Source organism: Alteraurantiacibacter buctensis, assembly GCF_009827655.1.
Lineage (GTDB): Bacteria > Pseudomonadota > Alphaproteobacteria > Sphingomonadales > Sphingomonadaceae > Alteraurantiacibacter > Alteraurantiacibacter buctensis.
Genome location: NZ_WTYV01000001.1, coordinates 297,709 through 312,089, shown reverse-complemented (window position 1 = coordinate 312,089; position 14,381 = coordinate 297,709). Strand labels below are relative to the sequence as shown.

Below are 14,381 nucleotides of genomic sequence, written 5' to 3'. Positions count from 1 at the left end.
CTGGCAGCTTCAGGTCATTGGATATAGCGAAGCGGACACTCAGTAGTCCAAGCGCCATCAGTGCAAAGCTCTCATGCAGTCGCTCACAGTCTATTGCCTCTCAAAGGCGGACGGAGCTGTTCATTTGGCCATGTGGTTTTTCGGAGAATCCTTCTGGACGTCTGGAAGTAGCATCGGCTCGAGCATATCGAGATGGGCACGCAATTTGGCGATGGTCTTGCCGACATCCTGTTCAAGCTTTATGACCGCTTCCGCGTCGGATGGCTCGGTCTCGCGGTACAGGGATCCTTCCCGCATACGAATGTCGCGTAGGACCCTTTGGGATAGCTCCGCCCATTGTCTGCGGTTTTCACGTTCTTCGTCGGTCAGCGGCAAGTCAGGATCTTCAGGGCCGAGCTCAATCGCTTCACGCTTGTACATCAGCACGGCCGCCACTGAGAGAAGATAGGCCCAATGATCGCGGAGGCTACCGAGCACTTCAACGGCGTTTCGGGGTGTGTCCGGCCGGTTCCACACGCTCGGATCGTCGACAAGCTGCTGGATGATGCGTGTGGCGAGCCCGGTGCGGCGATCGACGCCGAGCGGCTCGGGGAGCGAACTCCGCTGATTCCACAAGGCCATAATCAGCGAATCATGTTCGGCCAGGGCACTCTTGCGCGCTTCGGCCGTCGCCGCTTCGTCGACGGTAGCGCGCACCTCAGCGAGGCGGAAGGCCATCCAGCGTGTCAGCACATCGGCGCCATGCCCCAATCCGAGCGCCGCTTCGATCTCACGCCCAACGGCCGAGACCGCGCGTGCTCGCTTCGATTTTGCCATCGTGCCGGTAGAGGATGATCCGGTCATATTCGCGCTCGCGCTTTTTGTCTTTTTTGAGGGCATAGCTCGCTTCGCCAATCCGTCGGTTGAAATTAATTTTGGTGATGAGATCGAGTCCGTACGTCTCGAGAATTTGCGCAATCGCCGACCGACGAAACAACAGCTCTTCACCCTGGGCAAAATGCCGGGAAGCGCGCTCATCGGGCTGTTTCGGGTCGCTCCAGGCAACTCGTTGAACAGTGACAACACCGTTCGAATCGCACCAGACCGGCAGCCCGGATGGATCGCGCACTAACCCAAGCAAGGCGATGATCCGTGGATGGGGCAATTGCCCCGAGGCGGACACCTCGCCGCGCAAGGGGTCATGGATATCGAGTTCGGTATCACCGTGGTGGTCGGCGAGGAGCGACTTCAATACAAAGTGTCCCGACGCGATCTCAAGACTGTCATCGTCATTTACCGCTAGTCGATAGTCGTGACTACTATCGCTGGCCTCAAGAGCCAGCCGCAGCGAAGTCGCCATTACGCGCGACACTAATGCGCTTTCGACACGGGTCGATCCCGAGGCTTCGCCGTAGTGCAGCCAACGATGCCCACTGACGACCAACCAGTCCGGGCGATCCAGCCCGAGCGAACCGCGAAACGCGTCGGCGTCTGGCGTGTTCAGCCAACCGTCCAGCGGCGGTGCCTGCCAGGCAATGGCTTCGAGCGGCTTTGGTCCGCGGAGATCGCCGAGCCAGGCGGGCGCTAGCGTTGGCCCCTGACGTGAAAGCCAATGGTCAAAATTGTCCCACGCGTCCTCTTCGGCATCGGCCGTCAGCGGCCACGTCGCCAAGGCTTCGCCCCCTGCGAGATAGAGCGCGTGCCATTCCAGATGCGTACGATAGCGCTCGATTGCAGGAAGGGAACCGTGGCTGTTCGAACTATCCCGACCCCGCCGATTGAAACGGTGATTGCCGCGCAGCTTATCATAGCTCCAGATGTCGCCGGTAATGCCGAGGTTATCTACGATCCAGAGTTCGGCCCATTCCAAAAAGGCACCGGGATCGGGCTCGGCAAAACATCGCATAAGCGGTGAATACCAGTACGGTAACGAATCCAGGCTGTCGAACCGAAATCTGCGTCCTTCCTCGCCAAGCGGACGATGGCTGTCGAACCCCTTGTGCCAGCTTTGCTTTGTCGATTGTTGGGTGACAAGCTTGCTACTGTTGATCGCCGCGATGCGCGCGCAATCGGCTTTGCTGAAGCTGTTCGGATTGGCATGGGCCAGCCCCTGCAGGGCCTGTTTTGCCGACGCGCGCACCAACAAATGCGGAAATGCGGCGCTTTCAGCCTGTTCGAATAACCAGTCCCGACACCCTTGAATGCGGTTGGGGGTCTCCCAAGCGATACGCGCGAGCGCCATCATGAACCAGAGCTTTGCCGCCCAGACGTAGAACGGCGCTTCGGGGTGGCTAAAGGCAGGTTCTGCTCGATGGTCATACCGTTGACGCACCTGCTCGAGCATATCGCCGTTCCCGAGGCGCGCGAGAATGCGCAGGCCATAGCCGGCCCGCCACCGCGGTGCCTGCGCAATATGACCGAGTTCGGCATAGAGATAGCGTGCGACCGATGACGCGGTATCGCCAATGCTATCGAAGCCCGGCAAACTACGGTCCGCGACGTCGAGCCGCAGATGCAGCGCGCTCGTATGCCGATCTACAATTCCTTGGGCCTGCTCATGGGTGAGATAACCGCTCAGCAAGCTGATCAATCGAAAGATGCCCAGGGAATTCAGCGATGTGATATGCTGCTCGATTGCCGAGAGCAGCCGGCTGACGATCACGGACGAGTCCGCTTCGGTCCGCTTGAGCAACGCCGCAAGGTCAGGCGCACGATAGCCGATATACCATAGGAATTCGGGCAATCGCGCTTCGATCACCGATAGCAACCGATCTCTTGCCCATTGCTTTGCAGCGGGTTTGTCGTGCCAGCGGTCAAGCTGCTCCCGCAGGAAATTAGCAATGTCGTAGACGGCGTCGTCCTCTTCCGGCACCGACATCAGCAAGTCGAGGAACTCGCCGATACGGTGTGAGGGGACATTGGCCAGTAACCGGTTCGCGACCGTGCTACGCGATGCATATGGGCTGTCTTCAGCGGCGATAATGGCGTCGATCCGTGCCCTAAACGACGCGATGCCATCGATACCGGCAATCGACAGAAGTGCCGGATCGATCGGCTTCGGTGCAGCCGCTGGGCTGGCTGGCGAATCGTAGCGTGAATAGTCCGGCCGATGCTGCGGAAGTGTCGCCTCGAAATTCGCAGCGGCGATAAGATCGCGCACGGCCGAACCAGGCTCGGCCAGCAGCACGGCCGCAGCGAGCTGTTTCCCACGGTCGCCACAAGGTTCGCGCAACAGATGGCCCGCGACGACCTCGGCAAGCAGGTGGTCATTGGCTGTTCCGGCATGCTCGAGCAGCAGCGTCGCAAGGCGCCCGCCATCCTCGCCGAGGATCGGTAGAAAGGCCGCCAGACTTCTATCGTCGAGCGTCCTGTCGGCCGCGAATTGCATGAGCGTCCTATCGAGCATCGCCGACCCGCTTGTCAGATCGAGTTCGGCAAAGCGTGCTACCGCCGCAAGCGCAATATTCGGTGCAAGTGCGGCCAGCGAAACCGCCACGTCGTTCCAGGGGAATTGGTCAGCGTTACCGAGACGGATCGCAGCGTCCTGATGGACGGCGGCGAGGTGTAGCGCCAGACGCTCGGCGTCGGCATCGAGCATCGCCGGTCGTGCGCGCTTTGCCAGCGCCGCAGTCACAGACAGGGCGTGCAACGTGTCATAGTCGACATCGCCGGCCACGCTCATCGCAGCGTCGAAACAATAGCGGGCAGCTGACGCATCAAGCGGAAGCACCAACTTGGCTAGCTCGACGAGATAGTCGATTTTCTCGTCGGCAGAGATTTTGATGCCGCGTACATGATCGCAGGTCTCGACCGCCAGTTCGATGATCCCAGGCCGAAAGCCCGGTACGATCGAGGCATGTTGGAGAAAGTCGAGCGTACCGAACCGCATCAGCGAGCCGACTTCGCCCAAAGCGCCCCGGATCGCCGCGAACAGTGCGCCTGCGTCGATGTCGGCGATCAGACCTACTGGGAGCAACGCACGGATCGCGGTATCATCGCGCGTACGCCATTCATCCTCCCGCGCATAATAGCGACGAGCGGAGCCTAGCTTCTTCAGTGCCTCAACCAAGGCTGGGAGTGCATCACCCGGTGTGATGGTACCGACAAGCGCCATGGCGCGCGTGGCGTGTAGCTGCAGGATCGGCTCGTAGAGTTCCTTCGCCTTACGCAGATCCGACTCGCGATCGCGCGAAGGCCGCTGCTGGGGTGCTTTCTTACCACGAGTCTTCTTGGGCGGTGGCGGCGGCGGCGGTGGTTCGACCACAAATTTGTCGAACGTGACAGGCTCGCCCTTCAGCACATTTGCCAATGCAAAGACCCGCGCCGCGACATCGCTGCTCCTGGGGCCATAGCTCGCCAGCGCGCTGGGCGTTCTAGCGCTTGTGGCCATCGCGGGTGCAAGTGTCACTGCAAGGCGCGCGGGATCGCCACCCTGCAACGCGACCAGATCGCACGCGTCGAGACCAAAGCGCAGTGCTTCGCTCGTCGAATTGTCCGGCATATGGTCGGTGCCGACATTGCGTTCGCCAAACCCGCCACCGGCCGCCATGATCTCAAGCCGGCGCAACATCGGCTCGGCCGCGAAATCTCCGCCGCACAAACCGACGGCCAGCTCGACCATCGGGCGGCCTGGATGCCGGCGCGGTAACGCATCACGCATTCGCGTCAGCAAAGCGAGATCGCCGCGACGTGCCAGGCGCATCACCAGGCAACGTAGTACTTCCAGCCTGAACCGGGCCGGTCGCGGGCGCCGGATCAGTGCCAGAACTTCGCCCGCGCCGTCAGCATGCAGTCGTCCTGTCAGAAATGCGGCGACGTCGTCCGCTTCGAGTTTCCAGTCTCGCTCGAAATCTTCTCTGGAGATATCGCGCTTGCGACGCCGCGTATCGGCATCAGGATCATCCTCGTCCGCCGCAGCGGCGTCATCCTCATCTTCAAAGGCTTTCCGGACATCCTGGCGCCCGTCCTGCCAGGCCAGAAAGCTTCGGAAATGGGACTTCATACCGATGCGATCGCCGGCAACGCCATCAATCCCGGCAAGCTGGAGGAGCAAGGCGCCATGCCCTGGACGCTTGTCGCGGTTTCGCAGCAACAGCGTGAAGATCGCGTCTCGAGAGAAATTCGCGGCAAGTTCGATGTGCTTGAACAACATATCTTGCACCGCATCGTCGGTCTTGAGCGCTTGTGCACCTTCGAGCAGCAGCGCGGCGGCATCGATGACATTGCCGGTTTCGCGGCAGACATGCATTGCCGCCCGCAATCTTCGGCGATGGACTTCTCCGCGTTCGGCCGGATCGGCAATCGGGTAGTCGGCTACCGGCTCCCGAACTAGAGAAATGACGTCTTCACGCCGCCCGGCGAGCAAAGCCAGATTGGCGACATGGCTCGCCGCATAGGGATCGGCCATGCGCCATGCCATCAAATGGTCGGCGGCGCTCCCCTCAATGGCGGGCATCGCCGACGCGCCGGCTTCACGAAGGAAATGCTCGAAATCCTCGTCGGCGAAGCTCACCAGCTCGCCTTCGAGAACCAGGCCCGGCGCAAGGTCAGCGATAAGGTCACGGATATGTGCTGGTTCAGCGCCAAGTACGCCTGCAAGCTGGGCGATCGGCACTGGCCTTGGTAGCACGATCAATGCCGCGCAGAAGCGGGTCAGCTCGGCAGTACTGCCAGACTTGGTCCGCGCTTCCTCGAAGCGTGTTGTGAAGATCAGCTCGAGATTCTTGCCGTTGGGCTTGAGATAGTCGAGCGCGGCATCCGCTACTTCACCGGCAAATTCTATGGCGTAACGCTGCACCCTCGGATTGCCGCCCGAATGGAAATGGAACTCCTCGTGCCATTCCTTGTCCTGCGGCCCTAGCCTGGCTTCCGCAAAACGGATGGACTCTTCCATTTCGAACGGTCCCAAGGGGACCGGAACAACATCATCTGGAAGGTCGAGATCGGCGAGGCGACCGGTACGCGCGCTGAACATCAACCGGACATTTGCCGGTATCCCGCCGAGCCGCGCGAGATCATGTACAAAAGCGCGCTCGGGTGGGGCGCAGTGCGATGCCGCTGTAACGGCGTTGTCCGCGGCATCGACGGCAATGACCAGCAATGCATCAGGATGGCGCGAAGCCAAGGCGGCGGCCGTCGCCTCCAGCTTCCGCGCAAAGCGGCGCGGATGATCGACCCCCGTTTCAAAGAATAGTGGCGGCAACAGCAGCCGTGCGGCAGTGTCATTAGCTAGCTGCAAAAATGCATCTTCGGCGCGATGCCGGTAGCCATTGGAATTGAGATACGTGCCACCGCCATAACAATCATAGACGACCAGTTCAGAGCCCGTTGGCAAGCGTTGAGCAAGATCTTGTAGGACCGTCGTCTTGCCTTCGCCGCCCGCACCCGCAAGGCAGACCTTTTGCGTGCCTTGGGCGAACAGCGTTTCAATTGCTCCTGCGGCGGCACGCGGCACCAACTCGGACACACGGGCAATCTCGGTCGGACAGGGATAGAAGACGCGTTTGTCGGCATGACCGAAGATACCGAACACGCTTTCCGCGGTAATTGTCTCCTGGCTGCCTTCGGGTCGCATCCGCTTGCGGATAAACTCGCGCAATACGGCAAACTCGGCCCGCACATCGCCATCGGTGAGGCTAGAGAGCGTCTGAATTGCCCGCTCCTCATGCGCGAACCGCGACTGGTCGCCGCAATCGCCAAAGTCCAGGGCGGGAGCGAAAGCGGCAAATTCGGCAGGTGTCAGGCCACTCGCCTTTTGCAGCTTGGTTCGCATTGCGTCGCCGGGTGCTGCAGCCAGCGCATCGAGCACTTCCTGCGCAAGTGGCTGGTTGCTGGCGAGCTTCACAACGATGTTGTCCGCAGCATCAAGCTCGGGCCGCTGTTTGCGCATCCCCTTCCAGGCGCTGGCAAGGCGGGCGATCAGCGCGTTGGTCTTCGCCTTATTATTCGCATAAGCGAGCCGCGCTACCGTCCACGGTGTACCGGGATCGCTTCCGGAATATTTGAACTGAACGAGGTCAACGCCTTCGATCGTGTCGACGTCCTGACCGTAGTAGAAAGCGGCATCTACTCCATCCCACAAGGCGTCATCCATGCCTTCAGCATCGTCGGCTGTGACGCCCTCGACTGTGAGTTCAACGAGATCGCTGCCTGGTGCGATAAGTTCGAGCGCGCGGCGTGCGGCCCAGAGCTCGTGATAATCGTCACCGGCGTTGCTACCACGCTTGCCACTATAGTCAGTTCGCGACACGCCCCCGTTCTGCCCTTCGTCAATGTCAAAGTTACAGCGACTAGCTTCAGCTAATTCGGGCGGCAAGTCACCCGCTTATTGTCCATCCAACATTCAGCGAAATGTTTTGAAGAGTGTGTTTGACTAAGGCGCCGCGCGCGAAGACATTCAATGCAAGCTGCGAAGCCTACGCGCACGCGGATTCCATGATTCAAGAGGAAGCAGATGGCTGTCGCGAGCAATTTAAGACGCACTCGCACACCGGCGATCCGCAAGGGCGGCTCGAGCAGTCTCCCTTTTAAGGTCGCGATCGTTGGATGGATCGATCTGCTCGGTTATGCCAATATGATTGCGGACGTCGATTACAATCCAATCGCGGATCAAGCGATAAGGCCGATCAATCGGCTCCGCACCTTCCACCGTCTCGTTGCCGAGCACAGCACTCGTAATTTTCGAACGCTCGTGCTCAATGACGGCGCTGTCGCCTATCGTGATCTTTCGCTGCGCGGCTCGGCGAGCACCGTCGATTTCTTTTGCCGGGCCTGGGACCTCTACAGTGCTGTGCAATCGTCCGAAATCCGGAATGGATTTGCCGGCGCGCGTATGGTCGTTGCGCCGGGCCTAAGGGCCAAGGGTAGCCGCCGCGCGATTGACTATACATCAGGACATCTCGACTCGATATTGCGGCGAATGGCAGACGGCACCATCTCAGCCGATCAGGCCGTTCGCGAAGCGGCGGCGATCGAAAAACACTTCGATGTCCTGCCCCAGCTTCAAGCCAACTTCGCCTTCTCAAAGGCATATATCGCTGAGCAGAGCGGTGGAAAATTCGGGCTTGAGGGTCCAGCCTTCTACATCGACAACCTGATCTTCGATGGTGCCAAGCCGGACTGGATCTATGCCGACGAACCCATCGATTGGAAAATGCCGAAGTACAAGCTGGAGGCCACCTTCCATTCGGTTCGCGGGGCCCAGCGACCAAAGGGTTCTCTTGCCGAAATCCCAGGGTTTCGCGACGGGATCGATATCGCTAGACAAATCGCGCCGGGAAATGTCGTTCGCGATGCTATCCGCAGACGCCCACCGGATTAAGACGTGCACCGGTTGACACTTGGGAAGCAGGCACAACAGACGGAGCATACCATTTCCGAAGCAAGTGACCTCGTACGACTAAGTGAAGCCTTATGGCGTGACGACAGCTTTCAGGTTGGGAGCATTGGCCCTCGGACGGGTGAAGTTGAAGGCGCGAAGAAGACGTAGCCCGGCGTGGGTGGCGGTGGACTAACTAGAATTGAAACCGGTCGAGCGTCTCCCTCACCGTCTTGTAAGGCTGGAGTACCTCGGCTGCCGATCACAACTCGCTGAGACCCGCAGCCATGAGATATTCGAAGACCGGATCGTAAAAACTGCCTGGCCTCGTTCTATCCTCATGATCGCCGCGGGGGACATAGACAATTAGACCCTGTCGTGCCCTGGTCATGAGCACTCGGTAGGAGTTGGCTAAATAGGCTTGCCGTGATGGGTCACTTATCTGTTCCCATCGCGAACCGCGGAACTGATGCGTTTCCCAGCCTGCACCACGACGAAAATTGGCATCCCAACACAGGCATGCCCAGTCGAGCTCGAGGCCCTGAACGTCAAACTCAGTTGCTGCATCTTCAAGTGCATCGGACGAGCGTACGTCGTCGAGGGGGGCCAAGAACCATTTCGCTGGCTCGATCTTGGCTTTCACGAAGATCCCGTGAGGTTTGAGGCGAGCCGCGTTGGAAGAGGCCAGTAATCCGGCCCGTTCTGTGCCTCTCCGCATCGAACGCAGCCACTGGCGCGCGGCTGCCAAGTCTCGTGTCACCAGCAACGGAAAATGGGTCAATTCAGCTTGGACCTGGCGCGCCTTTTCAACATCTCCGGCGATCACATGCCCTACGAAGTCGGAGAGCTTCTCAGCTCGGAACGACCGGATTGAGGTGGAAAGATGAAGGCCCTCACTCTGCGTGATATTCGCAATCGCATTCCCATGCTGAAGTGTCGGTGAGACGTGCACATCCCAATGTGGAAAGCTGCGTTCGATGGCGCGCAGCCATTCGTCGATCCCGGCCTCACCGGTGTTGATCTCTTGTCCTCCGCCAACCAGGCAAATGATCGCACACCAGTCAGGATGGCGATCCATCACGCTGAGCAAGAACTCCGGCTCAGACATGGAAAAGCCGCGCTGCCCGCGCTTCTGCTGCATAAACTTCGAGGTCTGCTCGACATCCCAAGCGCGCTGGGCTTCGTCGAAGATAGCGACCTTCTCGACCGGCGGCTGGTCGCTTGCCAATGCTTCGTCACGAAAGTGATGGATGTTCTGGATGAATGCCGATGCACGCCGGTGCTCTTGAACCTTCGATGGTCGTTCCCCGGCGTCTTTGGCGCGAGCCACAGCATCGAGAGCAAGAGCCTCCCGCAAGACTTCGACCAGGGGCCCGTTGCCCGATAAAAAGACGGCGTGCTCTTCGCTGTGCGCGCGCTGGCGAGCAGTTGCCAGGTTGAGGCCAGCGAGGGTCTTTCCTGAGCCGGGTACACCGGTAATGAAGCAGATGATCTTGCGGCGGTCCTGTTTTGCTCCTTCGATCACCTGCGAAACGTAGTCAGATGTGCGAGTGAGATTTTCGGCGCCGGCTTCCGACCGCGATATCTCTTCGACGTCATGCCCACCGTAAAGCGCTTGCGCAGCCTCGACGATCGTCGGTGTTGGCCGATAGCGGCCAGCAAACCAGTGCGCGACGTCGATTGAGGGCCGATCTTCAGCAATGACGAGCTGCGCGATGAAGTTCGCAAGCTGACTAGGGCCCAATCCAACCGGGCGGGCGAGGCCGTCCACATCCCAGTCAATCACGGGCGTTGGGCATTCGCCGACTTCGCTAGCAACGAGGATCGGGACAATGGGAAGGTGGTGGCTGGTTTCGTGAAAGTGCTTCAGGTCGAGCCCATAGCCATAAACCTGGTCGAGACTGGATCGATCAAGCCGCCTCGCGCCGATCTTATACTCGACCACAAATACGATGCCGCCCGTGACGATGATCAGGTCGGCGCGGCGTCCCATGCGCGGGATCAGAAATTCGATGAAGAAATGGGCATCGGGGAGGTCTTGGGCCAGCTCCCGCAAATGCTCGATTTGATATTCCCATGCGGCTCGCTGGGTGGGTTCGACCTCGAAAGGAAGTTTGCGGGCAAGCTGGCCGTAAAGTTCATTGTCGCTCGATGCGGCAACCTCGGTTGCCGCGATGGCTAGATAGGCCCGGTCCATACATAGAGGCTGCCCGTATTGGCCGAATGACGCAAGTCGTGCGCCAACATTTGCGGGCAAGGGGCCGCGTCGTCTTCTTAGGCACGAAGCTGCTACTGGACTTGGCGTAAAAATCGCCGCTTCATAGGGACGTGTTAGTAAGCGATGACGAACGAGACTGTTTGCCGGGCGAGCTCTTCGCGATGGCAGCGCGGCGTCTCGAGCACGGCACCCTGTGTGCAGACCAAGGTGGAGCGTCCGATGCCACGGCGAAACGTATGTCCGATCTGAGCGGCCAACTCCACGATGTCGGACAAGACCTCAAGGTGATCGCAATAGCGATTGCTACTCTGGCCGAAGCAAGGTCTCAAGAATGACTCGCCAGGCTGGTCTTTCCAAATCGCGCATCACGCTGTTCGAGCAGTGCCCCAAGCGGCTGTGGCTGTCGGTCCACCGGCCCGAGCTCGCCGACGAGCAGCCCGATATGCAGCGCGGCTTCGCCGAGGGGCACAGGGTGGGCGAGTTAGCCTGCAGCTTGGTCCCCGGAGGAGTCATGGTCAGCGCGGAAGGCGGGATGGGGCGGGCGGTCGAGCAGACCTCTTCGCTGCTAGCCCAAGGCCACGACCGACCGATCTTCGAGGCGACCTTTGCCCACGATGGCGTGCTGGTGCGGGTGGACATCCTCGAGCCCGTGGAGGGCGGTTGGCACATGGCCGAAGTCAAGAATACCACCGGCGTGAAGGACTATCACATCGGTGATCTCGCCACCCAGCTGTGGGTCATGCGCAATGCTGGCGTCGAGGTTCGCTCATCAGCGATCCGTCACGTCGATCGCGACTTCACACTCGAGCGCGAGGGCGACTATGCGGGCCTGTTCACCGACACTCGGGTCGATGAACGGGTCGCGACTATCATGGAAACGCGGGCCGAAGTGGTCGCCGAGGCGCGCGCGGTGCTGGCCAGTGACGAACCGCCAATTGAGCGCGGCGATCACTGCATTAGTCCGTTTACCTGTTCTTTCATCGGCTGGTGCAGTCGGAATGAACCGGAGGCGCCCGAGTGGCCGGTCGACATCTTGCCTGACGCGGCCGGCAAGAAGGTTGCCGCCAAACTCAAGACCGGCGGTATCGCCGACCTCACTCAGGTGCCGGCGGACGAGATGCCGAGCCCCAAGCTTAGCCGGATCCATCATGCTACGGTAACGGGCGAAGTGTGGCACGAGGCGGAGGCCATCCGCGCGGCGACGGCCGGCTGGGCCTGGCCTCGGACCTATCTCGACTTTGAGACCATTGCCCCCTCCATACCACGCTGGCTGGGAACGCGGCCGTTCCAGCAAGTGCCGTTCCAGTTCTCGGCGCATATCGAAAACGCCGACGGAACCATGACTCACAGCGAGTTTCTTTCGCTGGACGGCGGCGATCCGCGCCGTGCGTGCGCCGAAGCCTTGGCGCGGCTCCCACAGGAAGGCGCAGTCATCGCCTGGAACATGGCGTTCGAGCGCAGCTGCATCCTCGGGCTGGCGCGTCATTGTCCAGACCTTGCCCGAGTGCTGGAGAGCCTCGCTGATCGGCTGGTCGATCTGCTGCCGCTGGCGCGCCGACACTATTACCACCGCGACATGCGCGGCAGTTGGTCGATCAAAGCGGTGCTGCCGACGTTGGCCGACATTGGCTATGCCGATCTGGTCGAGGTGAAGTCTGGGACCGATGCACAGGCGGGCTACCTCGAGGCGACCGATCCTGCCACGAGCCGCGAGCGCCGCGGGGCAATCCGCGACGCGCTGCTCGACTATTGCCGGCGCGACACTGAGGCGATGGTCTTGGTGCTGACCGCGCTTACCCGAGAGCGCGGGTGATCCGCGGCGCGACGATGTTAACGAACGCGTTGGCCGCCCGCGCCAACCACTGACGCTGGTCCTCCTCGCGTGCCGCATCCCAAGGAGCGGGTGAAGGGGTGAGAACCGAGATGTGCCGCTCGTCACCGGATGTGGTCCACTCGGGCGCCGGCAGTCCGGCTGCCGCAAACTCCGCGTCAATGGCCTCACGCTGCGCCAGCAATTCTTCATAGAGCGCGAGACCCTCGCCATCGCGGTAACGCAGGAACGCTCCAACATTGCCGGTCGTGCCCGAACGGTAAAGGGTCAAGCCGACGGGGCCGGGCATGGGTAGTCGCATCCAGTTCAAGCCCCCGTGACGCGCCGGCATCTGGGCCGGATCGTCAAACGCTGTGTCGTCAACGAAACGGGTGACAAAGGCGCGCCAGGTGGCGTGGTTGGCGGCGACCTCGGGCCGCGCGCGCGTGATGGGATCTGGCTCCTCGACCACCGGATCGACCATCACTCCCGGGACTTCGCTACGGATGACATAGCGCTCGATGGTCTGGGTGCGGGCCAGCAGCCGGGGTTGAAGGATGCGCCGCGCGGTTCCGGTTAGCGGATCGTCGAATCGGTACTCGACGATTTCGACCAGCCCGAGGTCGAAGGCGAGACCTGCTTGCGCGCCGAGATATTCACCGATCCTGCGGGTGCCCTCGGTTATGCCGTCGCCAGCGATGATCAGTAGGAACCGACCGGCTTCGAGATCGCGGGACACTCGATCGACGAAATCGGCTTCCGCCAGGGGACTCCCCGCAGCTGCTGCCAATTCATAGAGCACGTTGCCGCGGCGACCGAGGCGACTAGAGATGACCCGCTGCAGATCCTCGTAACCGTAACGAGCAAGCTCGCGGGCGTAATCGAGGATTTGGCCGACGACTTCGCGCCGGGCCTGTGGGTTACGCCACAATTTGCATTCGACGATGATCAGTCGTCCGTACTCGCTGACCAGCAGAACGTCGACAAAGCCTGCGCCGGGCAAGTTCACCTCGATCGCTACAGGAATAATACGCCCAATCTCAGGCTCGAGTTCGTGAAGGGGCAGGATCTGCGGATGGGCAAACACGATGTCGCGCAGGGGGTGCTCAGCGGCAGCAATGCCCTGCGGCACGCGGTGAACAACCGTCGGGCCAGTTTCGTCGTCAACGAGGACAAGGGTCATACGCAATTGCTTTCGGGAAACGCAGAAACGGCAGGGGGCCGCAGTCCACTGGCGAGTTAAGACCTGGCTTATACTGGGCCGATCTTGCTAAGCGGTAACGAGCGCTTCACGAAATTGCGCGAGACTTTGATCATGCGGATAGCCTTTCTTGCCCTGGCACTGATTGCAGCCCCTAGCAGCGTCGCAGCGGAGACGATCGTTGGGACCGGCTCAGCCGTCGACGGAGACAGTTTAGCGGTCGATGGGGCCCAAGTTAGGCTGCATGGCATAGATGCCCCGGAGCTCGATCAGCCTTGTCGCTTGAATGGCGAAACCTGGGCCTGCGGACAGGAATCCAAAGCGCAACTTGAAGCCCTGCTTGCAGTGGGCCCGGTGACCTGCATGGGAGTAGAGCGCGACACCTACGGCCGACTTTTGGCGACCTGCCGGGTGGGCCAATTTGACCTTAACCGGACAATGGTGAGCGAAGGGTGGGCGACCGCCTATCGCAGTTTCAGCAATGCCTATGTGGCGGATGAAACTCGGGCGCGTGCCGAGCGCCACGGCATCTGGCGCTCGGAGTTCGATCTGCCGCAGAACTACCGGATGGCGGGCAACGAGACCCCGGCGCCCCCGTCTCGACCGACTGCATCGAGGACCAGGAGGCCCGCCGAGACTGCATTTGCTGGCGGATGCGTAATCAAGGGCAACCGCAACCGGCGAGGCGAGTGGATCTACCATTTGCCAGGCATGCCCTATTACAACCAAACCAGGGCAGAAGAGATGTTTTGCTCTGAGGCAGACGCCCAAGCGGCGGGATATCGCCGAGCAATCGTTCGATAGCCCAACACGTTACTTTTCTAAGTTACACCGCGCATAGGTCAGGTCATCCGCG

7 protein-coding genes are annotated in these 14,381 nt (G+C 60.7%); 3 read left to right on the top strand and 4 right to left on the bottom strand.

Annotation, left to right across the window (positions count from 1 at the left end; translation table 11 throughout):
- Nucleotides 1-120: 120 nt before the first annotated feature.
- Nucleotides 121-843 carry a hypothetical protein gene (locus GRI99_RS01395; protein ID WP_160770220.1) on the bottom strand — a complete coding sequence of 241 codons (723 nt, stop codon included), beginning with the start codon at nt 841-843 and terminating at the stop codon, nt 121-123.
- Nucleotides 770-7,228 (bottom strand): hypothetical protein, encoded by a 6,459-nt coding sequence (locus GRI99_RS01390; protein WP_160770219.1) that lies wholly within the window; start codon nt 7,226-7,228, stop codon nt 770-772. Before GRI99_RS01390 ends, GRI99_RS01395 begins: the two co-directional genes overlap by 74 nt.
- A 204-nt stretch (nt 7,229-7,432) precedes the next feature.
- Between GRI99_RS01390 and GRI99_RS01385 the strand changes: the two genes are divergently transcribed.
- Nucleotides 7,433-8,299: a hypothetical protein gene (locus GRI99_RS01385; RefSeq protein ID WP_160770218.1), complete on the top strand. Its 867-nt coding sequence runs from the start codon at nt 7,433-7,435 to the stop codon at nt 8,297-8,299.
- A gap of 259 nt (nt 8,300-8,558) precedes the next feature.
- Here the strand turns inward: GRI99_RS01385 and GRI99_RS01380 are convergent, their stop codons facing one another.
- Nucleotides 8,559-10,493 (bottom strand): DUF2075 domain-containing protein, encoded by a 1,935-nt coding sequence (locus GRI99_RS01380; RefSeq protein ID WP_237438060.1) that lies wholly within the window; start codon nt 10,491-10,493, stop codon nt 8,559-8,561.
- A 352-nt stretch (nt 10,494-10,845) separates the two neighbouring features.
- On the opposite strand from GRI99_RS01380, the gene GRI99_RS01375 reads away from it, so the two are divergent.
- Nucleotides 10,846-12,327: a DUF2779 domain-containing protein gene (locus GRI99_RS01375; protein ID WP_160770217.1), complete on the top strand. Its 1,482-nt coding sequence runs from the start codon at nt 10,846-10,848 to the stop codon at nt 12,325-12,327.
- Here GRI99_RS01375 and GRI99_RS01370 read toward each other — a convergent pair.
- Complete coding sequence (locus GRI99_RS01370) at nt 12,308-13,507, bottom strand: PDDEXK family nuclease (RefSeq protein WP_160770216.1); 1,200 nt, start codon at nt 13,505-13,507, stop codon at nt 12,308-12,310. The two genes, GRI99_RS01375 and GRI99_RS01370, sit on opposite strands and share 20 nt — an antisense overlap.
- Nucleotides 13,508-13,591: 84 nt before the next feature.
- On the opposite strand from GRI99_RS01370, the gene GRI99_RS01365 reads away from it, so the two are divergent.
- Nucleotides 13,592-14,329 carry a thermonuclease family protein gene (locus GRI99_RS01365; protein WP_160770215.1) on the top strand — a complete coding sequence of 246 codons (738 nt, stop codon included), beginning with the start codon at nt 13,592-13,594 and terminating at the stop codon, nt 14,327-14,329.
- The last annotated feature ends 52 nt before the right edge of the window (nt 14,330-14,381 follow it).